This window comes from Catenulispora acidiphila DSM 44928 (assembly GCF_000024025.1).
In the GTDB taxonomy this organism is placed as follows: domain Bacteria; phylum Actinomycetota; class Actinomycetes; order Streptomycetales; family Catenulisporaceae; genus Catenulispora; species Catenulispora acidiphila.
The window spans coordinates 1323120-1346249 of the sequence record NC_013131.1; the positions used below are offsets into that span (position 1 = coordinate 1323120).

The 23130-nt window shown below is 71.0% G+C and carries 19 protein-coding genes; 13 read left to right on the forward strand and 6 right to left on the reverse strand.

The window, feature by feature from the left end:
• The first annotated feature begins 4 nt into the window (after nt 1-4).
• Nucleotides 5-943, forward strand: a complete 939-nt coding sequence (locus tag CACI_RS05820) for an STM4011 family radical SAM protein (protein WP_012785393.1) — start codon at nt 5-7, stop codon at nt 941-943.
• Here the strand turns inward: CACI_RS05820 and CACI_RS05825 are convergent.
• Both CACI_RS05825 and CACI_RS05830 read right to left on the reverse strand, forming a co-directional pair.
• On the reverse strand, nt 906-1982 hold the full coding sequence (locus tag CACI_RS05825) for a DUF6745 domain-containing protein (RefSeq protein WP_012785394.1): 1077 nt from the start codon (nt 1980-1982) through the stop codon (nt 906-908). The two genes, CACI_RS05820 and CACI_RS05825, sit on opposite strands and share 38 nt — an antisense overlap.
• The gene (locus CACI_RS05830; protein WP_012785395.1) at nt 1982-2326 is read right to left on the reverse strand and encodes a hypothetical protein; all 345 of its coding nucleotides are present in this window, start codon (nt 2324-2326) and stop codon (nt 1982-1984) included. Before CACI_RS05830 ends, CACI_RS05825 begins: the two co-directional genes overlap by 1 nt.
• Nucleotides 2327-2610: 284 nt before the next feature.
• Between CACI_RS05830 and CACI_RS05835 the strand changes: the two genes are divergently transcribed.
• The 6 genes from CACI_RS05835 to CACI_RS05860 all read left to right on the forward strand — a co-directional run bounded on the left by CACI_RS05835 (nt 2611) and on the right by CACI_RS05860 (nt 9610).
• Nucleotides 2611-3567, forward strand: a complete 957-nt coding sequence (locus CACI_RS05835) for an ROK family protein (protein ID WP_012785396.1) — start codon at nt 2611-2613, stop codon at nt 3565-3567.
• Between the two features lie 183 nt (nt 3568-3750).
• Nucleotides 3751-5481, forward strand: coding sequence for an ABC transporter substrate-binding protein (locus CACI_RS05840; RefSeq protein WP_012785397.1), 1731 nt, complete (start codon nt 3751-3753; stop codon nt 5479-5481).
• A 120-nt stretch (nt 5482-5601) separates the two neighbouring features.
• Nucleotides 5602-6588 (forward strand): ABC transporter permease, encoded by a 987-nt coding sequence (locus CACI_RS05845; protein WP_012785398.1) that lies wholly within the window; start codon nt 5602-5604, stop codon nt 6586-6588.
• A 7-nt stretch (nt 6589-6595) separates the two neighbouring features.
• Complete coding sequence (locus CACI_RS05850; RefSeq protein WP_012785399.1) at nt 6596-7606, forward strand: ABC transporter permease; 1011 nt, start codon at nt 6596-6598, stop codon at nt 7604-7606.
• Nucleotides 7599-8612 (forward strand): ABC transporter ATP-binding protein, encoded by a 1014-nt coding sequence (locus tag CACI_RS05855; protein WP_012785400.1) that lies wholly within the window; start codon nt 7599-7601, stop codon nt 8610-8612. The genes CACI_RS05850 and CACI_RS05855 overlap by 8 nt, the downstream gene beginning before the upstream one ends.
• Nucleotides 8609-9610: an oligopeptide/dipeptide ABC transporter ATP-binding protein gene (locus tag CACI_RS05860; protein ID WP_012785401.1), complete on the forward strand. Its 1002-nt coding sequence runs from the start codon at nt 8609-8611 to the stop codon at nt 9608-9610. Before CACI_RS05855 ends, CACI_RS05860 begins: the two co-directional genes overlap by 4 nt.
• A 304-nt stretch (nt 9611-9914) precedes the next feature.
• On the opposite strand, the gene CACI_RS05865 is transcribed toward CACI_RS05860, so the two are convergent.
• Complete coding sequence (locus tag CACI_RS05865; RefSeq protein WP_012785402.1) at nt 9915-11114, reverse strand: ROK family transcriptional regulator; 1200 nt, start codon at nt 11112-11114, stop codon at nt 9915-9917.
• A 241-nt stretch (nt 11115-11355) separates the two neighbouring features.
• On the opposite strand from CACI_RS05865, the gene CACI_RS05870 reads away from it, so the two are divergent.
• Genes CACI_RS05870 through CACI_RS05880 form a run of 3 tightly spaced genes read left to right on the forward strand, consistent with a single transcriptional unit; the run spans nt 11356 to nt 16438 of the window.
• Nucleotides 11356-12783 (forward strand): SWIM zinc finger family protein, encoded by a 1428-nt coding sequence (locus CACI_RS05870; RefSeq protein ID WP_012785403.1) that lies wholly within the window; start codon nt 11356-11358, stop codon nt 12781-12783.
• Nucleotides 12780-15497, forward strand: coding sequence for a DUF6493 family protein (locus CACI_RS05875; protein WP_012785404.1), 2718 nt, complete (start codon nt 12780-12782; stop codon nt 15495-15497). The genes CACI_RS05870 and CACI_RS05875 overlap by 4 nt, the downstream gene beginning before the upstream one ends.
• Before the next feature lie 59 nt (nt 15498-15556).
• A complete protein-coding gene (locus tag CACI_RS05880) occupies nt 15557-16438 on the forward strand; it encodes a hypothetical protein (protein WP_012785405.1) in 882 nt (293 codons plus the stop codon).
• Between the two features lie 25 nt (nt 16439-16463).
• On the opposite strand, the gene CACI_RS05885 is transcribed toward CACI_RS05880, so the two are convergent.
• A complete protein-coding gene (locus tag CACI_RS05885) occupies nt 16464-17366 on the reverse strand; it encodes an ADP-ribosylglycohydrolase family protein (RefSeq protein ID WP_012785406.1) in 903 nt (300 codons plus the stop codon).
• A gap of 148 nt (nt 17367-17514) precedes the next feature.
• Between CACI_RS05885 and CACI_RS05890 the strand changes: the two genes are divergently transcribed.
• A complete protein-coding gene (locus CACI_RS05890; protein WP_012785407.1) occupies nt 17515-18864 on the forward strand; it encodes an MFS transporter in 1350 nt (449 codons plus the stop codon).
• Here CACI_RS05890 and CACI_RS05895 read toward each other — a convergent pair.
• Nucleotides 18861-20237, reverse strand: a complete 1377-nt coding sequence (locus tag CACI_RS05895; protein ID WP_012785408.1) for a Fic family protein — start codon at nt 20235-20237, stop codon at nt 18861-18863. The two genes, CACI_RS05890 and CACI_RS05895, sit on opposite strands and share 4 nt — an antisense overlap.
• 56 nt (nt 20238-20293) lie before the next feature.
• Entirely contained in the window at nt 20294-21160 is an 867-nt protein-coding gene (locus CACI_RS05900; RefSeq protein WP_012785409.1) for an alanyl-tRNA editing protein, read from the reverse strand.
• Between the two features lie 44 nt (nt 21161-21204).
• Here CACI_RS05900 and dtd point away from each other — a divergent pair, with 44 nt between their 5' ends.
• On the forward strand, nt 21205-21651 hold the full coding sequence (gene dtd / locus CACI_RS05905; protein WP_012785410.1) for a D-aminoacyl-tRNA deacylase: 447 nt from the start codon (nt 21205-21207) through the stop codon (nt 21649-21651).
• A gap of 217 nt (nt 21652-21868) precedes the next feature.
• Nucleotides 21869-23122: a S8 family serine peptidase gene (locus tag CACI_RS05910; protein WP_012785411.1), complete on the forward strand. Its 1254-nt coding sequence runs from the start codon at nt 21869-21871 to the stop codon at nt 23120-23122.
• Nucleotides 23123-23130 lie beyond the last annotated feature (8 nt).

The following is a 23130-nucleotide window of genomic DNA, read 5'->3' on the forward strand; positions in this document are numbered from 1 at the left end:
CCTGATGGAACTGTCGATTCTCTATCGCGGCCCGCTGGCGAGCTGCGACTACGACTGCGGCTACTGCCCCTTCGCCAAGCGTCGCGATTCGCCGGAGACGCTGCGCGCCGACCGCGCGGCGTTGGAGCGGTTCGTCGCGTGGGTCATCGCGCAATCCGAGGACCAAATCAATGTTCTGTTCACGCCCTGGGGAGAGGGACTGACCCGGAGCTGGTACCAGCGCGCCTTGGTCGAGCTCAGCCGCCTCGATCACGTCGGCGAGGTGGCGATTCAGACCAATCTGAGTTCGCGGACCGCGTGGACGGCGGGCGCCGACCTGGATTCGCTGGCGCTGTGGTGCACGTACCATCCCGACCAGGTTTCTTACGAGCGCTTCCTCGGCCGCTGCCATGAGCTGCGGGATAGCGGCGTCCGCTTCAGCACCGGGATCGTCGGGCTGCCGGAGCACCTGGACGCTGCCCGGCGTCTGCGCGCCGACCTTCCCGACGATGTCTATCTGTGGGTCAACGCCGCCGAGGGACATACCTACACCGACGAGGAAGCCGAGCCCTGGGCCGAGATCGATCCGCTGTTCCCGGTCTCGCGCTTTCCCCATGCCTCGCAGGGGCACGCCTGCCGTGCGGGGGAGTCGGTCATCTCGGTCGACGGCGACGGCGAGGTCTACCGCTGCCACTTCGTCTCGCGCACGGAACCTACGGAGAGGCTCGGAAACCTTTACGACGGCTCATATCGCCAGGCGCTGCGGGCGCGTCTGTGCCCTCTGACCCAGTGCGACTGCCACATCGGCTACGTGCACATGCCGGAGCTCGGGCTCTACGACACGTTCGCCGGCGGGGTCCTGGCTCGGATCCCCGCCGGCGCGACTGTGCTCAGACCTGAACCTGTGCTCAAGCCCGTACCTCTGCTCAAGTCTGCCGGAGCGGCTGGTACTCGTCCTCGGTGAGGCCGAAGGTCCAGGCGACGCCGGCCTTCGCGGTCAGCATGCTGGGCGGCACGCGCAGGAAGTAGACGTTGAACGTGCCGTCCGGCTCCGGCGAGGAGTTCACCACCTCGACCAGGACGATGGACTCGTCGTCGCCCATCGCGATCCGCCACAGCTTGCCGGCCTCGTCCTCCTGGACCGGCTGCGCGCCGGACTCCTTCAGGAAGCGCTCCGGCGTGTAGTGCTCGACCATGATCCGGCGCAGCTCGGCGTTCTCCTCCGCGCGGATGGTGTCCGGGCTGGTCGCGGCTAGGCGCCGGCCGAACTCCTCGGTCAGCGGAGTGCCGCGCCAGGAGTACACGGCGAAGCCGTCGGCGTAGACCAGCGCGGGTCCGTCGCCGTGGTGCAGCCGATCCTGGTCGTCCAGGCGGAGCGCGAGCGGGCGCTCGGTGAGGATGACCGCGTTCTCGAACGGCCACCACCAGCCCGCCGAGCGCGCCATCCGGCCCAGGCCGCACGCCATGCCGGAGGCTTCGTAGAGCGGGAGCCAGGAGGCGTCGAACTGGCCGTGGACAGCGTGGGTCAGGGCGATGCGCAGGGCGGTGCGCTCGGCGATGTCCTCGGGATCGGCGTGCTCCTCCACGGCGGTGGCGATGCGCGCGATCAGGGTGCTGATCAGCGGGGCGAGGTCGCCGCACGCCGCCTGCCAGACCCGGCCGAACTCGCGCGGGCCGAGGCGTTCGGCGAGCCGGGCGCGGCCCACCGACCAGGTCAGGTCCCTGACACGGTCGCGCGCGGGGGCGCCGAGGCGCTCGGCGTCGGCGGCCACCAGGCGCGCGGCTTCCAAGGGGGAGCGGCACCAGATGATCTCCGGCGGCGCCGAGTCCGGCAGGGACTCGGCGTAGAGCCGGAGCACCGTCTCCTCGGTCGCCTGCCGGTCGACAGCCTCGGTGGACAAGGCGATCGCGCGCCAGGCGTCCCGCGTGGCGGCGGCGACCGCGACGATGCCGTCGGCGGTCAGGTCGGGGTGCGGGGTCACGTCGATCGCGGTGGCCGGCATCAGTCCGCCACCACCCGGAACGAGCGCAGCGCGCTGGGCTCGTACTCGCGCTGGCGGACCACCTTGAACCAGCCCTCCGGCAGCGGGATCGTGCCGTGCTCCTCGTGCACGACCTTGCCGCCGTACGGCAGGAACACGTACGCCGGCTCGCTCTCGCTCGGGGCGGGGTAGAAGTCGCCCTCGTCCCGGGTGGCGACCAGCGCGTGCGCGTGGCCGGTGCTCTCCCCGAGCGCCAGCACCATCGACTCGCGGGGGCGGCGGTTCTTCGGCCCGGCGGCGCGCGCCCCTTCCGGGACCGCGCTCTCCGTGACCGGCACGATCAGTACGTCTCCTTGGCGGTACACGGCCCCTCCTCTTTCCGTGGTCCGGTGGCAACGGGACTCACGCTAGAGGGGGGTACTGACACCGGCGGCGAGCGGGCGCGGACCGCCCGGAAGATCACCTGACGGCCGTCTTGTGCCCATCCAGGCGTTGCCGAAAGGTTACCCGCCGGGGCGGCCGGACCCCTTCCGCCGCGACAATATTTAGTTTACTTTACTGACGAACTCGCACGGCGCTTCACCCGAGCTTCACCGGCACCCTCCCAAGCCTCGCCCGCACGGCACGACATCCCTCCCGAGGAGGACGCTTGCTTCCGCCCGTAGTGCTGGGAATCGACTTCGGCGGCACCAAGACCGCCATGGCGGTCGCCGAGCCCACCCCCGGCCCCCGCCTCGGCGCGGCCACCGTTCCGACCCACGCCGCCGAGGGCGGCCGGGCCTCGCTCGGCCGCGGCCTGCGCGCCGCGCGGGCGCTGCTGGACCGGGTCGCCCCGGGGCGCGAGCCGATCGCGGTCGGCGTCTCGACCATCGGGATCCCCCGGGACTCCGGCGTCGACCTCGCGCCGAACATCCCCGGGTGGGCCGATCTGGCGCTGGCCAAGGAGATCCAGGCGGCCTTCCCCGCCTCGGAGGTCCGGGTCGAGACCGACGTCAAGGCCGCCGCCCGCGTGGAGGCCGTCGAAGGCGCGCTGCAGGAAGCCGACCCGGGGCTGTACCTCAACCTCGGTACCGGTCTGGCGGTAGCCATCGTCACCAAGGGCGAGGTCATCGCCGGACGCAACGGCGCCGCCGGGGAGATCGGCTACAACCTGCGCCGGCTGGCCGACGTCGGGCTCGCGGCCGGACACCGCTCGATCCTGGAGGACCAGGTGAGCGGGATCGGTCTGCTGGCCCGCGCCAAGGAGATCCACCCGGACGCCACCGGTGCCAAGGACCTGTTCGCCGCGGCGAGCCTGGACCCGCGCGCCGCCGACATCCTCCGGGAGTTCACCGACGAGCTGGCGTTCCACCTCGTGAACCTGGCCATAGCGGTGGACCCGGCACGGATCGCGGTCGGCGGCGGGATGGTCCGCTCCTGGCCGGTGCTGTACGCGCCGCTTCGCCGTGCGCTGGACGCCGCCGTGCCGTTCCCGCCGGAACTGGTGCAGGCCGCGTTCCCCTTCGACGCCCCGCTAGCCGGTGCTTTGACGCTGGCCCGGGCCGCCGTCCGGGAGGCGGCTCTGGCCGCTCCCGCCGAATCCTCCACGACCTCAACAACCCCCTGATGACACCCGTCTAGCTCCTGGGCGAATATCAGGGACTTCGCAAGGCCCGCACCAAAGCACCACCGCACCAAAGCACCACCGCTCGACAAGCACCACCGCACCACCCTCGAGAAAACAAGGCACCACACCACGAAATCAACCACGGGCGCCACATCCCGCAGCAACCGGAAAGGAACCCCCAGCATGAGACGCAATACGTCGTCACTGCTCGCGGTCGCCATCTCCATAGGCCTGGCGGCCACCGCGTGCTCCAGCACCAAGCACACCTCGGACTCCAGCACTGGGGGCGGCTCCAGCGCGTCGTCGTCGGCCGGGGGCTCGTCGACGGGAACCCAGACGAGCTACAAGCAGGGCGGGACGCTCACCATCTCGAACGAGCAGGGCCAGACCTGGCCGTGTTCGTTCAACCCGTACAACTCGACGTTCAACCTGGAGAGCCTCGGCTTCATCTACGAGCCGCTCATCTACACCAACATCCTGCAGGACGCCAAGGAGACGCCGATGCTGGCGTCGGACTACAAGTGGAACGCGGACAAGACCCAGATCACCTTCACCATCCGCGACGGGGTGAAGTGGAGCGACGGCCAGCCGCTGACCGCCGACGACGTGGCCTACACGTACAACCTGATGAAGCAGACCCCGGCGCTGGACAACTACTCGCTGTGGTCCGCGGCCGGCCTGACGAGCGTCGCGGCCACCGGCAACCAGGTCACGATGACCTTCAAGCAGAACGCGCAGGTGTACTTCTACACCTTCGCCACGCTGGTCGGCATCGTCCCCAAGCACATCTGGTCCACCGGCGACGCCGCGGCGCACCCGGACACCTGGACCGACCCGAACCCGATCGGCTCGGGTCCGTACACGGTCAAGTGCACGCCGAACAACATGGAGTACAAGGCCAACGCCAGCTACTGGCAGCCCGGCAAGCCCTACGTGACCACCCTGGAGTACCCGGCCTACCTGGACAACGGCCCGGCGAACCAGGACCTGGCCAGCGGCAAGGCGCAGTGGGGCTCGCAGTTCATCACCGGCATCAAGTCCTTCTACCTGAACAAGTCGCAGGACAACCACACCTGGTCCCCGCCGGTGCTCAACGTCTCGATCATCCCGAACCTGGACCCCTCGCACGCGGCGACCAGCAAGCTCGGCGTCCGCCAGGCGATCGCCTACGCGATCGACAAGGCCAAGGTCTCGGCGATCGGTGAGGACGGCCAGCAGCTGACGGGCAACCAGAGCGGCGTGGTCACCCCGACCTTCGACAAGTTCAACGACGCGGCGGCGATCTCCGCGGCCGGGTACGACAAGCCGGACATGGCCAAGGCCGCGGCGGCGCTGCAGGGTGCCGGGTACAGCCCGAGCAACCCGCTGAACCTGACCATCATCTCGATCCAGGGCTACACCGACTGGGACGCCTCGATCGCGATCATCAAGGACGAGCTCAAGCCGCTGGGCATCAACCTCACCGAGAGCTCGCTGACCAACCAGACGTACTACGACAAGCTCTACAAGGGCGACTTCGACCTGGCCTACGGCTCCCAGCCCTCCGCCGGACCGTCTCCCTACACCGAACTGCGCGCGTGGCTGCACTCGGCCAACACCGCGCCGCTGGGCCAGAGCGCGTCGGCGGGCAACTTCGAGCGGTACAAGAACCCCGCCGTGGACAGCCTGCTCGACCAGTACGCCACGGCCGGCTCGGAGGACCAGCAGGTCTCGATGATCAAGCAGGTGAGCCAGCACGTGCTGCAGGACCTGCCGTTCATCCCGGTGACCGAGTCCGCGGACTGGTTCCAGTACAACACCAAGAACTTCGGCGGCTGGCCGACGTCGGACAACCCGTACGCGCAGCCCGCGGCCTACAACTACCCGGACAACGAGCAGGTGCTGCTGCACCTGTACTACAAGCCGGCCCAGTAACCGCGAGACCGCCCCGCACCGCGGGGACAGCAGGCGGCGTCCGGAGCCGTATCCCCGGGCGCCGCTGCCTCCCGCCACAGCCACTCGCGTTTGCTCACGTATCAACGAAAGGACAGAGGGTTGAGATATCTTCTGCGCCGAGTAGGGTTCTTCCTTCTCACCCTCTGGGCCGCCCTCACGCTGAACTTCTTCCTGCCGCACTTCATGCCCGGCAGCCCGATCAACACCCTGCGCGCGCAGACGAAGGGCCGGGTCTCCGACGCCCAGCTGCAGCAGATCCTGACCTCCTTCGGCTACAAGCCGCACGAGAACATCGTCCAGCAGTACGTCGACTACCTGGGCAACATGATCACCGGCAACTGGGGCGTGTCCCTGGGCAGCTCGCTGGGCACGCCGGTGTCGAAGCTGATCGGCCAGTCGCTGCCGTGGACGCTGGGCCTGGTGGGCTTCACCACGATCCTGGCGTTCCTGCTCGGCTCGCTGATCGGCACCATCGCCGCCTGGCGCCGCGGCGGCGTCGTGGACTCGGTGCTGCCCTCGGTCTTCGTGGTGACCAGCGCGCTGCCCTACTTCGTGGTCGGGCTGTTCCTGATCCTGTTCCTGACGGTGGACAACACCTGGCTGCCCTCCTCGGGCAACTACGACACCTCGATCGTCGCGGGCTTCTCGCCCGGCTTCGTCGGCAGCGTCCTGAAGTTCGCGCTGCTGCCGGCGCTGACGCTGCTGATCACCTCGATCGGCGGCTGGGTGCTGACCATGCGCAACAACATGATCACCACCCTGGCCGAGGACTACATCCGGATGGGGCGGGCCAAGGGGCTCTCGGACCGCAAGGTGATGATGAACTACGCCGCGCGCAACGCCTTCCTGCCCAACCTGTCCGGCTTCGCGATGTCGATCGGCTTCGTGCTCACCGGCGCGATCCTGGTCGAGAAGATCTTCAACTATCCCGGACTGGGCTACCAGCTCTACAACGCCGTCAACAGCATCGACTACCCGATGATGCAGGCACTGTTCATGTTGTTCACGGTGGCGGTGCTCGGCGCCCTGTTGATCTGCGACCTGGTCACCGTGTGGCTGGACCCGCGTACCCGGGCGAAGGGGTGAGGAACCTATGACGACCCTGACATCAGCGGACTCCGCGACCCCGCAGGCTCCGGCCGGTGCGCCGGCTCCGGGCCGGCGGCGCGGACGCGGCGCCGTGTGGCGCTCGTTCCTGACCAACCGCAAGGCCAACGTCGGCTTCGGCATGTTCTTCGTGCTCCTGGTGATGGCGGTCTTCCCCTCGCTGTTCACCTCGGTGTCCGACCCGACCGCCCCGGCCCGGTTCACGCCGCGCCTGACGCCGTCGGGGGCGCACTGGTTCGGCACCACCTCGCTGGGCCAGGACATCTGGGCGCTGTTCGTCTACGGCGCCCGCGAGCCCTTGATCATCGCGGTCGTGGCCGGCGGACTGGCGACCGTCATCTCGGTGCTGGTCGGCGTCTCCGCGGCCTACCTCGGCGGGATCCCGGACAACGTGCTGTCCTTCATCACCAACGTGGTGCTGGTCATCCCGACCTTCCCGCTGGTGATCGTGCTGTCCGCGTACGCCGGCAAGCCGACCCTGACCATCATGGTCGCGGTGCTGGTGGTCACCGGCTGGTCCTACGGCGCGAACCAGATGCGCGCCCAGGCGCTGTCGCTGCGCAACCGCGACTTCCTGGAGTCGTCGCGGGTCCGCGGCGAGCGCCGGTCCTACATCATCGTCTTCGAGATGCTGCCGACGATGATCTCGCTGATCATCGCCAACTTCCTCGGCGCCGCCCTGTACTCCGTGCTCGCTGCGGCAGGCCTGCAGTTCCTGGGTCTGGGCGACCCGAACTCCGACAGCTGGGGCACCATGCTCTACTGGGCCGACTCGCAGTCCGCGCTGGAGTCGGGCACCGCGTGGTGGGCCGTGCTGCCGGCCATCGGCATCGCCGTGCTCGGCGTCGCCTTCGCCCTGATGAACTACGCCTTCGACGAGATCAGCAACCCGGCCCTGCGGCCCGTGAGGAGGCAGCGCGGCAAGCTCGGCGTGCGCCGCCGTCCCGGCTCCGCGCGGACCGCCGCGGTCGCCGGCGGAGGTGCCGGAAATGAGTGAGCCGATGCTGGAGACGATGAACGACGACGCCCTGCTGCGGGTCAGCGGCCTGCGGGTGGAGTACGCCACCGCCAACGGTCCGGTCCCGGCGGTGGCCGGGGTGGACCTGACGCTGGCCAAGGGCGAGTTCCTGGGCGTGGTCGGGGAGTCCGGCTGCGGGAAGTCCACGATGCTGTTCGGCATCGCGCAGCTGCTGAACCCGCCGGCCTCGGTGACCGCCGGCGAGGTCTGGTTCAAGGGCGAGAACCTGGTGGCGATGACCGCCAAGTCGCTCAACACGCTGCGCTGGCGTGACTTCTCGGTCGTGATGCAGAGCGCGATGAACGCCCTGAACCCGGTGCACAGCATCGGGCGCCAGTTCAAGGACGCGATCAAGGCGCACGCCAAGTGGTCCGACACCCAGGTCCGGGCCCGCTCGGCGGAGGTGCTGGAGCTGGTCGGCATCGACCCGGTCCACCTGAAGTCCTACCCGCACCAGCTCTCCGGCGGCATGCGCCAGCGCGCGATGATCGCGATGGCGCTGCTGTTCACCCCGGACCTGATCGTCATGGACGAGCCGACCTCCGCCCTGGACGTGGTGGCGCAGCGCTCGCTGATGGCGCAGATCAAGGAGCTGCAGAAGCAGCTGGGCTTCGCGGTGATCTTCGTGACCCACGACATGTCCCTGGTCAGCCACTTCTCCGACCGCCTAATGGTGATGTACGCCGGCCAAGTGGTGGAACTCGGCCGCACCCGGTCGGTCTTCGACGCTCCGGCGCACCCCTACAGCAAGGGCCTGCTGGACGCCTTCCCCTCGATCCGCGGGGAGAAGAAGCGCCTGACCGGCATCCCCGGCGCGCCCCCGAACCTGGCCAAGCCGCCGTCGGGCTGCCGCTTCCACCCGCGCTGCCCGGTCGCGATGGACCGCTGCAAGGCGGACGTGCCGGAGCTGTACACCGTCGGCGCCGCACAGGCGCGCTGCCTGCTGCACGAACCGGCGCCCGTGAGCGTGGAGGTCGAATCGTGAGCGAGAACACCCCTTTGCTGGAGACGAAGGACCTGACCCGCCACTTCCGGATCGGCGGCGGCTTCTCCGGCAACAACCTGCACGCCGTGGACCAGGTGAACCTGACCATCAACCGCCGCGAGATCGTGGCGCTGGTCGGGGAGTCCGGCAGCGGCAAGTCCACCATCGCCCGCCTGCTGGCGCAGGTCTACAAGCCGACCTCCGGCGAGATCGTCTTCGAGGGCAAGCCGCTGAGCAAGCTGCGCGGCCGCAAGGCGCAGCTGGCCTACCGCAGCGACGTCCCGATGGTGTTCCAGGACCCCTTCGCCTCCCTGAACCCGGCCTACCGCGTCTCCCACGGCATCGAGCGCGGCCTGAAGCTGCACCGCACGGAGCTCTCCTCGGCGCAGCGCGCACAGGAAGCCGAGCGCGTGGTGGAGGCCGTCGGCCTCAACCCGGCTGGCGAAATCCTGCAGCGCTACCCCTACGAACTGTCCGGCGGCCAGCGCCAGCGCATCGGCTTCGCCCAGGCCCTGGCCTACCGCCCGAAACTGATCCTGGCCGACGAACCGGTCTCGATGCTCGACGTCTCCATCCGCATCGGCCTGCTGAACGTGATGGCGGACCTGCGCGAGACGGAGGGCGTCTCCTTCCTCTACATCACCCACGACATCGCCAGCGCCCGCTACGTCAGCGACCGCGTGATGGTGATGTACGGCGGCCACATCGTGGAGGCGGGCCCGACCGAATCGATCCTGCAGGAACCGAAGCACCCGTACACACAGCTCCTGCTCTCAGCCGTCCCCGACCCCCGCGCACCCCTGTCGGTGGACGCCGAAACGGCGAAGGCCGAACCACCCAAGGTGATCAACCCCAAGCCCGGCTGCCGCTTCCGCGACCGCTGCCCGCTGGCTGAAGCGATCTGCCACGAGAAGACCCCGGTCCTGCAAGAACTGGCACCGAAGCACGAAGCCGCGTGCCACGTAGCCCAGCGCGCGACGGCGGGGGCGTCCGCCTGACACGGCAGAGCGGATCGCTGCCGCGCCCTGGGGTGCGCGCTATGTGAGGTGGGGCCTTGGCCGGTTGGCTGGGGCCCCATTTCGCTTCTCTGGCGGCTGGCGGCTGGCGGTGCACGGTGGCGGTGGGTCGGCTGGTCGAGGTGGTGAGTGGTACGCCGGGGCGTGGACACCGCTTCCCACAGCGACACACCGCCGGCCGCCAGTGCAACCCGGACACGCGCCACCGAACTGCGTCCCCTGCGAGGCCATCAACACCCGCGCGAAGCCGTAAGAAAATGCCTTTGAAGCCCACAACCCGACCGCACTACGCAGTGCTGGCCGGCACCGTCTCCTGAACCCCCTGCCAGGCCTCGAAAACCAGCCCTCGCACCGTCCGCACGCCGGAAGCCAGGGCGCCCTCGAGCACCGCGTTCGCGCCCAGGAGTGATGCGGCCAGCTCCGGCACGAGCGGCGTCATTTTGTGGAGGGTCTCGCGTAGTGGCTCCAGGAGGAGGTCCGCGCTGTCGCCGATGCCGCCGCCGAGGACGACGAGTTCCGGGTCGATCACCGCGGCGATCGAGGCGACCGCGTGCGCGAGGCGTTCGGCTTCGCGCTTGACCACCTCGAGGGCGGTCGCGCTGCCCGCGCGCGCGGCGAGGAAGACGTCCTTCGCCGAGCCCACGTCGGCCATGCCCAGCTCGCGTGCGGTCGCCACCACCGAGTCCGCCGCCGCGGCGTCTTCCAGCGGTCCGCGGGTGCGGGCCCGGTCCTCGGTGTACGACCCGTACGGCAGGTATCCGATCTCGCCCGCCGCGCCGTGCGCGCCGGGGAACAGCTTCCCGTCGGCCACGATGCCGGAGCCGAGTCCTGTCCCGATGAGCAGGTAGACGAACAGCCGCCGGTCGCGTCCCGCTCCTGCCGCGTGCTCGCCGAGGGCGGCGAGGTTGGCGTCGTTCAAGACCTCCAGACCTGTCCCGAGGGACGCCGCCAGCCGGTCGGTCACGTCGCGGCGTCCCCAGCCGGGCAGGTTCGCGGCGTAGCGCAGTTCGTTGGTCGTGGTGTCGATGACGCCGGGGCTGCCGACCACGGCGTGCAGGACGCGCTCCCAGGCCACGCCGGCCTCGCGGGCGGCGTGGCGGGCCTGCTCCCCGATCGCGTCGACGATGCCGTCGGCGTCGGCGGCGGTATTGGGGTGGTCGCTGCGGCCGACGACGGTGCCGTCCAGGTCGGCCAGGCCGACGCGGATCCAGCTGCGGCCGACGTCCACGCCGATGGCGTAGCCGGCGGTCGGGTCGGCCTCGTAGAGCACCGGCGAGCGGCCGCGGCCGGCCACCGCCTGCTTGCCGATCTCGCGCACCAGGCCGCCGTGCTCCAGCCGGCCCAGGGCCGTGGACACCGTCGGCTTGGACAGGCCGGTCAGGCGGGCCAGCTCCGCGCGGGAGGTGGCGCCGTCGGCGCGCAGCCGGTCCAGCAGGAGCCGCTCGTTGTTGGTGCGCAGAACGCTCCGGTTCCAGGCGGACTCCACGTCTCGCGGGCTCCTTCTTCGGTCGTCGCGCCCGGGTGGGGCGCGATCGGGCAACAGCGGATCGGCGGGTGGATCGGTGGAAGGCCGGTGGGTGGCCGGCCAGTCGCCCGACTCCCGCGCCCAGTGTGCGCCCGCTGTGCTCCCAGTGTGCGCTCCTGTGCGGAACCGGGCCCACCTGAGCGAACCCGAGTCGACATTAGTCCTCTCACCGCCTGTCAGTGTCCGACGCTACCTTCGGAACATGACCTCCACCGCCCAAATATACGGATATGTCCGCGCGTCCAGCCTGACCCCGAGCGGTCTGCTGGACCTGCAGACGTCCGGCGGTACCACCACCGCGGGTCCCACGGCGCACCCGCGCTTCTTCTCCGGCTTCCTGGGCGAAGCCGAACCGGCGGCGGCCGCGCTGCTCGGCGTCGCCAACATCGCGCAGGCCCGCTACTGGCGCCCGAATCTGGCGGCGCTGCGCGACCCGGTCGTCACGTGCAACGGCGACCGCCTCCGCTTCGAGTCCTTCTCCGGCTGCTGCGGCGTCTACGCCCGGCTCGACGTCCTCGACGACGGCATGGACGGCACGGCGCTGGACCGCGGCACCACCAACGTCGACGTCAACAACGACCTGCGCCTGGCGCTGGCCAGGGTCCGCGGCGGCGACCCGCTGAAGCTCGAGGTCGGGCCCGAGGGTCTGGAAGCCACCACCTTCGACGGCACGGTCGTGGAGCGCAAGGTCCCGCTCCCGGCACGCTGGCTCCGCGGCTTCGCCGAGGTACAGGCGGTCACCTCCGGCTACGACCTGCGCGCCGAACTCGGCGCGGCCGACGCCGCCCGCTTCCTGCGCGGCCTGCCGAACGCCCAGCGCGGCGTGCAGTGGCTGGTCCCGGCCGGCCGCACGCTCCGCCTGGCGGCTTCCCCCAGTCCCGGCGCGATCTGCATCGCCGGCCCGCAGCGTCTCAAGGAACTGCTTCCCCTCCTGCGCTTCGGCGGCAAGCTCCGCGTCTACGGCCCGAACCTGGCGCGCGGCGCGAACCCGGTGGCCTCGGTCTGGCAGCTCGACCTCCCCGGCATGCGCCTGGTGCTCACGCTGTCCCCGGAGATCACCCGCGGCTTCTCCGGCGAGGGCGCGGTGCTCTCCGCCCTGGCCGGCGACGACGTGATCGACGACGCCGAGACCGTCTCCGCCCTGCTGGCCTTCGACGCGCGGATCGAACCGGACGTGCTCGCCGAGCAGGCCGCGCTCCCGGTGGACCGCGTCCGCGCCGCCCTGACGCAGCTCGGCACGGCGGGCCGCGTCGGCTACGACCACGCGGACGCGGCGTACTTCCACCGCGAACTGCCCTACGACGCCGAACGCGCGGCGAAGCAGAACCCGCGGCTGCGCGCCGCCCGGGACCTGCTCGACGCCGACGCGGTGCGCTGGGACGGCGACATCGCGACGGTGACGGTCGAGGACCACGTACAGCGCGTGCGGTCGGCGGCCGACGGCGCGCTGTCGTGCACGTGCCTGTGGTACGCGAAGTACCAAGGCAGCCGCGGGCCGTGCAAACACATCCTCGCCGCGGACGCGCACCGGCGCGGCGAGCGCGGCGTGACGGACGCCGACAGTGAGACCGGCCGTGAGACCGACAGCAGCACCTCCGCGATCGAGGAGACGGCGGTGACGGCGCGATGAACACCCAAGGAGCCGTCACCATAGGCGCGGCGACCGCAGCCGGTCTGACGCCGCAGAGCTCGCCGGAAGACTTCACCTTCACCCTCCGGCTGACCGGCGGCGACGCGAAGTCCGTCGCGGACTTCTTCCAGGGCATGGCCGAGAAGGAGCGCCGCACCTACATCAAACCCCTGAGAGAGTTCCTGCGCTCGATCGGCTGGCGCACGATGAACCAGGACGAGAACTGGCGCGACTTCCACCAGCGCCGCAGCCTCGCGATGCGGACCCTGACCCCGACGGCGCTGGCGGTGTTCTCCACGGCTTCCGCGACCGCGAAGTTCCTGCGGAGCGCGCAGCGTTCGGACTCCTTCGACCCTTCCCAGACCGCTGCGATCCGGCAGATCCTGGCCGATCGGGCTCCGGCCTGGCTGCCCGATCTGCCCGCCGCCCTGCTGGAGACGCTCGAGCCGGAAGACCTCTACCGGCTGGTGGAAGTGGTCGGCGACGTGGCGCAGATCCCCTTGCCCGCGACGCGCGAGTTCGTGCGCGTCTGGGGCGTGAAGTACCGCTGGACCACCGACGAGGACCGGACGCGGGACCAGATCCTGGCCGATCCGCGGCTCGCCGAACTGGCGCCGCTGGTCTTCGACGACGACGAGAACGACGATCTGTTCCCCGCCTGGTCTGTCTTCCGCCGCACGGTGCTCTCGGCGGTGAAGGAGGGCAAGGTCCCCCGCGCCGAGGTGCTGGACGCCAGCCTGCGCCGGCTGCTGCGCGGCGGCCGCCCCGGCGCGCTGCAGGACCACCTGGCGTTCTGGACCGCGCTGGAGCCGGTCGACGGCGAGATCGTCGAGCGCGTCTCCAGCTGTATCAGCCTGCTGTCGTCGCAGAGCGGGACGGTCGCGCGGACCTTCCTGGCGGCGCTGAAGAAGGCCTCCGACGCCGGCCTGCTCGACCTCGAGCCGGCGCTCGAGGCGGCGTCGATCGCGGTGACGCGCCCGGAGAAGAACGTGGTCAAGACCACCTTGGGCTGGCTGGACTCGCTCGCCGCCGGGAATCCGGCCCGCGCCGGGCAGATGGTTGGAGCGATCGCGACGGCGTTCAGCGGGCAGGCGGCGGATCTGCAGGAGCGCGCGGTGAAGCTGGTCGGCAAGCACGCGAAGGCGCTGGGGGAGGACGAGCGCGAGCGGCTGGCCGCCGAGGCACGGATCCACCTCGCTCCGGACCTCGCCGCGAGGCTCGCCGGGCTGCTCAAGGTTTCGCAGGACTCTCCGATCGACGATGCCGGCCTCGGCTATCCCGACGTGGCACCGTATGTGCCGCGTCCGCTGCTGCCGCCGATCGGGTCGCCCGCGGAGCTGGCCGAGGTGTTCGGCGCGTTGATGCACGCCGATCCGGTCGAGGCGATGGTCTTCGAGCGGATGCTCGAGGCGGTCGTGGTGTTCGAGCGGACGGACCCGGCGGCGCTGCGGGAGGCGCTGGCGCCGGTCGTCGAGCGCTGGTGGCCGGGGTGGGACTGGACCAAGGACCAGTCGGCGGTGACGCCGCGGACAGCCATGTGCGTCCTCGTCGCCGCGGCTGCCGGAATGGGCGGCGACGCGCGGCGGCATCCGCACCGGGCCGGGGTGAAGCAGCTGTGGTCGCGGGCGCGGGCGCGGGGGTGGGGCATCGGCTGGTGGCGCCGGACGCGGACGACGCCTGCCGACTTCCTGATCATGCGGGCCGCCGAAGTGCACGCGGCGCTGGGGATGCCGGACCTGCCGCCGCTGGTGTCGGTGCCGACGTCGCCGACCGGCGCGATCGAGCCGGCGGTGCTGGCGGCGCGCCTGCGTCAGTGCCAGGCGCAGGGCTGCGAGCCGTTGGAGGCGGACTTCCATCAGGCGCTGCTGCGGCTGCCGGAGGACTGCGGGGACGTGGATGTCAGCGGCCTGACATCGAAGGCGGGGGTGCGGTTCGCGGCGTGGGTGGCCGGCGAGCGGATCGTGTTGCCGCAGCCGCGGATACCGGACGCGGAGGAGCGCGAGGAGGAGCGCAGCCGCGGTCACGCCGACAGCCGGCGTCGGGCGATGCGGGGCGAGGACGTGGTGCCGGAGACGCTGCTGGATCTCGCGCCGGGTGTCTGGCGCGAGCCGGACCATTGCCGGGACCAGTCGGACTGGATGGCCTGCTGGCCCGCGATCGTGCCCTCGCGCCCGGATCTGGCGGCGCTGGCGATGATCGGCGGCGTGGGCTGGAGCACGGCGCCGCCCTCGCCGGAGTCCGCGGTCGTGCTCGCGGAGCAGGACGGTCCGCAGGGCGGTACGCATCAGGTGATCGCCGCCCGGCTCGCCAGCGACGACGTGCAGCTGCGCGCGTCAGGCGTCGACGCGGCGCTGGTGCTCGCCGCGCGCGGGCTGCTGGAGCCGGCGATGCTGAGCGCCGCGCTGACGAGCGAGCTGAGAGCCTCGGCGTCGGGGCTGCGGCGGTTGGTCCCGGCACTGCGGGACGTGGCCAACGGCGGCGCGGCGCGGGCGGTGTGGGAGACGGTCGCGCTGATGCTGCCGCGCGTGGTGCCGCCGGCGGTGCCGAAGACGCTGTCGGGTACGACGGAACTGCTGGTGCTGGCGACGGAACTGGCCGGGACGTTGGGGGTCCGCACGCCGATCGCCACGGTCGGGGCGCTCGCGGAGAAGAAGGGCGGGAGCGCGGTGACGAACGCGGCGCGGCGGTTGGAGGCGGTGCTGCGAGCCGGTTGAAGACTGACGAGAACTGAGGGGAACCGGTTGGTCGCCGCCCGCGTCCAAGGCTCATGAAGATGAGCAAGTACTTGTACGCTGTCGCGCTCATCATCAGCGTGACAGGCTGCCAGAGTTCCGCGAAGGCCGGTGGCGGCGCCGGTTCGTCGTCGTCGGCCGGGGCGACCACGCCGAGCACGTCGGGCACGTCGAGCTCATCGAGTGCATCAAGCCCGTCGAGCCCGTCAGGGTCGGCGTCGGTCTCGCCCACGGTTCCGCTCCTCCCTCCGACCGGCGTCCTGACCCGGGTCGCCGAACTGAGCACCTCCGGCGGATTCGTCGGCACGAACGCGCTGGCAGTCCCGACGGTCGCCGTCTACTCCGACGGGACCGTCGTCCTGGCCGGCCAGAAGCGCCTGACCCTCACCCCCGGCGCCCTGGACATGCTCGTCAGTACCCTGCAAGACGACCTGAAGAGCCAACCGGCCACCACCGTCCTGCTGCCCAAGGGCGGCCACGCGAATCCGGACGAGTCCGCCACGGTCGTCGGCGTGTACCAGCCCGGCGGCAAGTATCAGACCGTCTCCGCCCTCGGCCTAAACACCGGCACAGCGTCGCAGTACCCTGCGCCGGTGGCCGACGCCTTCGCGAAGGTGCAGGCGCTCACCACCGACGCCGCCACGCCGTACACCACCACCAAGGTCCGCTACGTCCTGCAGTGCTCTCCGCAGGAGAACAGTCCCCAGAAGCCGTGGCCCACAGGGCTTCCGCAACCGGCGCGGAGCCAACCGGTCAACTGCTCGGAAGCGCACAACGCCGACGGCGCCGTCGCCGCCGCCGTACGGGCCGCGTGCACCGACACCAACACCCGGCAGCCGCAACCCGCGGTGACCGTCTACGGCTCGGCCAGTGGCGCGCGCATCTGCCGCTGGCGCTACGCGCTCCCCGACGAGACGTCCTGAGCCCTCGGCGGCGCGCCTTCGGCGCTCACTCGACTCCGACCCACTCCGGCAGCGCCTCGCAGCGCTTCAGCCACACCGCCGGGATGCCGGCCACGCCGACGCGGGATGCCACGATGCCGCCGACGATGGCGCACGTGGTGTCGATGTCGCCGCCGACGCAGGCGGTGTCCCAGAAGGCGGTTTCGAAGTCGTCGAGGTGCTTGGCGGCGATCCACAGGCAGAAGGGGACGGTGTCCGGCGCCGAGATGTAGCGGCCGTTGCCGAGTGAGGCGGCGGCGCTGCGGGGGTCGGTCAGGGGGAGCAGGGTCATCGCGTTGCCGATGCCGTCGCGGACCATTCCCGGCGGGGTGCGTTCGGCGATCTCGTCGAGGAAGTCGTGGCCGGACAGGCCGGAGGAGGAGGTGTCGGTGGCCAGGGCGGCGGCGACGGCGACCGCCACGGCGCCCGCGACGCCTTCGGGGTGCGTGTGCGTCACCTCCGCCGACGCTGTCGCCTCGGCGACCACGCGGTCCAGGTCTGCTGAGCCGTACCAGGCGCCGAGGGGTGCCACGCGCATCGCGGCGCCGTTGCCCCAGGAGCCCTTGCCGTCGAACATGCCCTCGGCCTGTTCGCGCCAGTCGGCGCCTTCCTGGCGGATGAGGCGGAGCATGCGGTTCACGCCGGCGCCGTAGCCGCGGTCGAAGTCGTGGTGCGCGGCGAAGGACCGCGCCAGGGCGTTCTGGTCGGCGCGGCCGTGGTCGCGCAGGACGGCCAGGACCGAGCACGCCATCTCGGTGTCGTCGGTCCAGAACCAGGGGTCCGGGGGAAGGCGGCGGTCGGTGAGGAGCGGCTGGTTCAGCGGGATGAAGTAGCAGGCGCCCACCGCGTCGCCCACGGCCAGGCCGCGGAGCGACGCGACGGCGCGGGCAAGGGAGCGGTCGTCGGTCATGTCTCACTTCTTACCGCATGACATACCACTAACTCACTTCGCTTCGATCGGGGCGCCTCGGGCGCGCCCGCGCGCGCGGTGCCGCCGCCCGGATTCCCACTCGTCTTTGTCGGCGGCGTCTGCGATGATCTGCGTGGGAAGGAAACAAGTGCTCAAGCTCATCACCCCTTACAAGCCGATCCTGGCCATCCCCGGGACCCGGGCTCTGTTCGTCGTCGCCTTCGTGGCGCGGCTGCCGCTGACCGCCAAGTCCATGGCGCTGACGCTGCATGTCGTGCTCGACCAGGGCGGCAGCTACGCCGCGGCCGGTCTGGCGAGCATGGTGATGACCATCGGCATGGGCGTCGGCTCGCCGATGCTGGGGCGGATGGTGGACCACCGCGGGCTCAAGCCGGTGCTGCTGCTGACCGGCGCGTCGGAGGCGGTGTACTGGGTGACGGCGCCGTTCCTGCCGTATCCGGTGCTGCTGGGGACCACCTTCCTGCTCGGCGGCGTCCTCGGCGTACCGGTGTTCTCGATCATCCGGCAGGCGGTCGCCGCACGCGTGCCCGACAGCCTCCGGCGCCAGGCCTTCGCCCTGGACTCGATGATCGTGGAACTGGTCTTCATGGTCGGCCCGGCACTGGCGATCGCGACGATCACCTCGATGCACACCGCGACGGCGACGATGGCCGCGATCGGCATCCTGACCATCGGCTCGGTGGTGACGATGTGGCTCCTGAACCCGCCGATCGGCCACCACGCCGCAGGCGGGGACGGCACGCGGCCCGAGAAGGTCGCACTGAGCACATGGGTCCGGCCCGCGTTCGTGCTGGTACTCGCCACCGGCACCGCGGCGAACCTGGTACTCGCCGGAACCGACATCTCCATCACCGCCCTCCTGCGCCAGCAGAACGCGGTGAGCATGGCGGGCGTCTGCATCTTCGCCTGGTGCCTCCTGTCGCTGATCGGCGGCTTCTGGCACGGCTCGACCCAGCGGCCGTGGCGCCTGCCGGTCCTGATGCTGCTGCTGGGCGCGGGCACGATCCCGGTCGGCTTCATCGGCCAATTCGGCTGGTGGTGGCTGGCACTGATCCTGCTCCCCGCCGGCTTCATGTGCGCCCCGACGCTGTCCTCCACCGCCGAGGCGGTCGCGGCTTCGGTCCCGGCCTCCGCACGCGGCCAGGCGATGGGATTGCAGGGCTCTGCGATGACCCTCGGCGGCGCCATAGGCGCACCCCTGGCCGGCACGGTGGTGGACGCCTCGTCGCCGCCCTGGGCGTTCGCCACGACCGGCGCGATCGGCGTCGCGCTGGCCGCCGCGATGCTGGCGTACCAGCGGTTCGCGGGACCGGCTGCGGTGGCGGCGCCTATGCCGACGCCGGCAGCAGTGCCGGCATCGGCTCTGGTACCGGCGCAGGCATCGCTGGCGGCACCGACACCAACACAGCCGGTACCGGTCGCCGCAGGCGTCGCGATCGACGCCGAGGCCGCCGCTCTGGCGACGGCGGCCTGCTAGCGCCAGGCGAGCTCGATGTGTCGGGCGAGTGTCAGCGGTGCCTGCGGGTCGTCGGCTTGATACGAGACGCGCCGTAGCAGGGCGACGGACCCAAGCTGGACGTCCTCGCGCGCGAGGACGAAGACGGCGGTGAGGAACGCGGCCCGGGCGTTGCCGTCGTCGAAGGGGTGAAAGAAGCAGACGTCCAGGTACGCGCGGGCAGCACGCAGACTCAGAGGCGCGGCGCCGTCGCCCTCGCCGTCGGCGCTCTCGGCCAGACAGCCGTCAAAGCGGGCGCGGGTGTCCGTGCCGATCCCGTAGCGCTCCCTACCGCCCTTGGCGAAGGCCGGCAAGTCGCGGAACGACGGCGGCTGCGGAGTGTTCAGGACGTGCTGCTGCCAGCGGCGCAGCAGCTCGAAATCGAGCACCGAACCGCGAGCGGCGTCGGCCCGCGCCATGTCCAACGCGGCGAGGAGGCCTTGCGCGCGGGCGGGATCCAGCGAGCCGTCGAAGGCACGGATGTCTTCGGCGGCACCGTCGCGCAATAAGGCGAGCGGCTTGCTCCCGGTAGCCGTGCCGGTCTTGCGGTAGCCGTGGGCATCGGTACCGGTCCCGACGTCTCGCGGCTGTGCGCTCCTGCGTATCGCCAGCCAGCGTTCAAGGTGGTCTGGCACGGGACCGGATGCCTCCGCGCCGCCATCAGGCTGTCGGGACGACGCGAGCTTGCTTGCCACCTCGTCGAGCAGGACCGTGTCCGGACTGGTCCAGCTCTCGAACCGCCCGCCGATCGCCTGCTCGACCAAGTCCTGCGCGGTGCGGGGCGCGACGCCCCACCGGTTCAGGAACCAGGTGAGCACTTGAACGCAGTGCCCGTACCAGCCGCTTGCGCAGCCGGTGCGCTCGATGACCTGCACGATCACGGCGTGGACAGCGCGACTCCCCACGATGCGTCCATCCTCGACAGCGGCCCGGTCGAGCGGGTACGCCTCGAACCACCCGGCGAGACTCTCCAGCCATTCGCGCCACTCGATCAGCGCCGCGACGACCCGGGTGATCGTTTCCTCAGGGGTCTTGATCGAATGCTGCGTACAGCACCAGTTCCGTACCGGCCCGCCGTCGTGGTCGCCTTCGCCAGTCGCCCAGCGCCAGCCCAGGGCCCACAGGCCGTAATGCTGCGCGAGGGCGTGCGACATGGCCTTGGCCCACAGCTCCGCTTCACCAGAACCCCATGCGCTCATCTCCGGGCTGCCAATGGGCGCGTCGGGGCGGTGTGGCACCCGGCGTGCCGGGCCGAGGGACCGTACTACGCGGTCTGCCGCCGCACTGTCGAAGGGGTGGCGGGACGGGTCTACCTCGTCCCAGCTCAGAGAGCCGGGATGCAGATCGGAGATCACTGTGTCAGCCTGCTAAGTCTGCGTGCGGGGGAGGGGGCACCTGGTTTTCCGAGGCCTCACACCCGCTTCGGCGTCGTCACCACCACCAGCTCGCTCCCGTCCTCGGACAGCGTCAGCTCCGCGGTCAGTGACGCCAGCTCCCCGAGTCGGTGCAGGTGCGTGCCGCCGCAGGGGATCTCGACGGTGCGCTCCGGCAGTTCGCAGACCCATTGGCGGCGTGCTGTGAGCTCCGGGCCGGGGGTGTCGATGCGGATTGTGGCGTCCTGGGACAGCCATTCGGCGAGGCGGGTGTTGATCTTCTCGGTCAGCTCGGGCAGCGTCTCGCGGAGGCCTTCGGGGTCGAAGCCCTTCTTGCGGAGGGACTTGCCGAGGCGGTAGCGGTCGGTGCTGGCGTCCAGGGCGATGCGGGAGGTGTCCATCGCGAGGCTGTCGAAGTCGGGGTGGTTCAGGCCGTCGGTGCGGGCTTCTTTGCGCCAGCGGTCGGTGAGGGCTTCGTTCAGGGCCAGGGCCATCAGGTGGCAGCCGGTGTGGGAGGCGGACAGGGCTGCGCGGCGGGCTTCGTCGACGCGCAGTTCTACGGCGGTGCCTGGTGCCGGAGCTTCGGCCTTGTCCAGGATGTGCACCGCCAGCCATTGCCAGCTCTCGTCTCCGCGCCGGACCGGGATGTCCGTCCCGAGGGCGAACTCCCCGTCCGGGCCCACGCCGCCGGTGACGCAGTCCGCCACCGCGTGCTCCGCTCCGGCGGCGCGCAGGACGCCGGTGTCGCCGGGCTGGTCGGGCCAGCTGTGGTCCAGCGGGTGGAACGGGGTGGTGTCGACGATCACGCCCGCACCCTCCGCCAGCGCGTGCACGGCCAGGACCGTCGCGGTCCCGGACGTCGCGCCGGCGGGGAAGGTGACGAGGGTGGTGCTCAGCTCAGCCATGGCGCCATCGTCTCATCGGGGGCGCGGCGGGAGAGAATAGGCGCATGCGAGCGGTGGTCCAGAGGGTGAGCGAGGCGTCGGTGCGGGTGGCCGGCGAGGTGGTCGGGGCGATCGAGGGACCGGGACTGGCCGTCCTGGTCGGCGTCACGCATGACGACACCCCGGCGAAGGCCGCGCAGTTGGCTCGCAAACTGTGGAGCCTTCGGCTTTTCGAAGGCGAGGTCGGCGAGCCGGGAACCGAGCAGTCATGCTCTGATTTCGGTGGGCCACTGCTTGTAATCAGCCAGTTCACGCTTTATGGCGACGCGCGCAAGGGCCGCCGCCCCACCTGGAGCGCCGCCGCGCCCGGACCGGTCGCCGAACCGCTGGTCGAGGTGGTCGTCGCCGAACTGCGCGGACTCGGCGCGAAAGTGGAGACCGGCCGATTCGGCGCGGATATGAAAGTGGCGCTCGTGAACGACGGTCCTTTCACCGTCGTCCTGGAGATCTGAAACCTCGGCAGGCCTTGGGAAATCCCCTCGAACAACAAGCGATGCATATCTAGTCGAGCAGCCCGCCGGTCTATATCATTTTCAACAATCACGACCTGGTGGCCACGTCGGAAGCGGTTTGCCGCTGCCTTCGTGAGATCCCGGGGCGCACTTCACGGCCGGCGCTGAGTCCCAGTCGCCGGCGCATCTCCTGGCGTCTTCGGCGAGGGCTGAGGTCATGGTTCGACGTACCCTGCGAAAGCTCACCGTCGCGGTCCTCGCGGCCGGCTGTGTGATGTCCGGGACCGCCGCGGCGCGCGCGGCCCAGCCGCCCGCCAAGCAGATCTCCGGCGGCGCGCCGTCCCCGGGCACCGCGCACTGCACCACTTCCCTGCCCGTCCCGAACCTGCCCGCCGGCAGCGCCGACCCCGACCTGCTCTGGCCGCAGCAGCGGCTGGGGCTCAGCCAGGCCGGCGTCTGGTACCTCAACCGCGGCAAGGACGTCACCGTCGCGGTGATCGACACCGGCGTCGATCCGGCGAACGCGGCGTTCGCCACCCACGCGGTGCTGCCCGGGCCGAGCGTCGCCGACCCCGGCGACACCGCCGACTACGACTGCAGCGGCCACGGGACGGCGGTCGCGGCGATCATCGCCGGCAAGCAGAGCGGCCTGTTCGGCTTCACCGGCGTCGCGCCGGAGGCGCAGATCCTGCCGATCCGGCAGACCTACGACCCGGCGGTGTCCGGCAGTTCCGTGAAGCTCGCCGACGCGATCCGCACGGCGGTCGCGGCCGGCGCGCGCGTCGTCAACATCTCCATCGGCGTCCCGGACGACTCGCCGCAGCTGCGCTCGGCGGTGCAGAACGCGCTGGCCAGCGACGTGCTGATCGTCGCCGCGGTCGGTCCCGGGCCCAAGAGCTATCCGGCGGCGATCCCCGGGGTGCTGGCGGTCGGGGCGATCGACGCCCGCGGCCGTGTGGAGCCGCGCGGGCAGGGGACCGGCGTGCTGGTGTCGGCGCCGGGCGGACGGATGGCGGTCCCGGCGGCGGGTTACTCGGACGGGCTCACCGCCATGGAGGGCACGGACCTCGCCGCGCCTTACGTCTCCGGCGTCGCCGCCCTCGTCCTGTCCGACCGGCCGACCCTGCACAACTGGCAGGTGGTGCAACGGCTGGAGGCGACCGCCGACCCGCCGGTCGTGAACCCCTCGAGCGCGCCGGGTACGCCGAGCACGCCGGACCCCGCGACCGGGTACGGCGTCGTCGACCCTTATCGCGCGGTCTCGCAGGACCTGCCCGACGAGCGCCGCCCCGATCCCTCGATCGGTCCCGGTGTCGTCGTCTCGCCGGCGGACGCCGCCGTGCCGGGCTACGACCGGGGCGCCTCGCGGCTGGCGCTCGGCGTGAGCGCCGGCGCGGTGCTCGTGCTGGCGGCGCCGGTGGCCGTGGCGGCGCGGCGGGGGCGCGTAAAGGGCTCGCGCGCGGCTGTATGAGGTGACAT

What these genes read in the sequence shown, in the direction of transcription:
- CACI_RS05820 (WP_012785393.1), top strand. Translation starts at nt 5, where the DNA reads ATGGAACTGTCGATTCTCTATCGCGGCCCGCTGGCGAGCTGCGACTAC.
- CACI_RS05825 (WP_012785394.1), bottom strand. Translation starts at nt 1,982, where the DNA reads ATGCCGGCCACCGCGATCGACGTGACCCCGCACCCCGACCTGACCGCC.
- CACI_RS05840 (WP_012785397.1), top strand. Translation starts at nt 3,751, where the DNA reads ATGAGACGCAATACGTCGTCACTGCTCGCGGTCGCCATCTCCATAGGC.
- CACI_RS05850 (WP_012785399.1), top strand. Translation starts at nt 6,596, where the DNA reads ATGACGACCCTGACATCAGCGGACTCCGCGACCCCGCAGGCTCCGGCC.
- CACI_RS05855 (WP_012785400.1), top strand. Translation starts at nt 7,599, where the DNA reads ATGAGTGAGCCGATGCTGGAGACGATGAACGACGACGCCCTGCTGCGG.
- CACI_RS05870 (WP_012785403.1), top strand. Translation starts at nt 11,356, where the DNA reads ATGACCTCCACCGCCCAAATATACGGATATGTCCGCGCGTCCAGCCTG.
- CACI_RS05875 (WP_012785404.1), top strand. Translation starts at nt 12,780, where the DNA reads ATGAACACCCAAGGAGCCGTCACCATAGGCGCGGCGACCGCAGCCGGT.
- CACI_RS05880 (WP_012785405.1), top strand. Translation starts at nt 15,557, where the DNA reads ATGAGCAAGTACTTGTACGCTGTCGCGCTCATCATCAGCGTGACAGGC.
- CACI_RS05885 (WP_012785406.1), bottom strand. Translation starts at nt 17,366, where the DNA reads ATGACCGACGACCGCTCCCTTGCCCGCGCCGTCGCGTCGCTCCGCGGC.
- CACI_RS05900 (WP_012785409.1), bottom strand. Translation starts at nt 21,160, where the DNA reads ATGGCTGAGCTGAGCACCACCCTCGTCACCTTCCCCGCCGGCGCGACG.
- dtd (WP_012785410.1), top strand. Translation starts at nt 21,205, where the DNA reads ATGCGAGCGGTGGTCCAGAGGGTGAGCGAGGCGTCGGTGCGGGTGGCC.
- CACI_RS05910 (WP_012785411.1), top strand. Translation starts at nt 21,869, where the DNA reads ATGGTTCGACGTACCCTGCGAAAGCTCACCGTCGCGGTCCTCGCGGCC.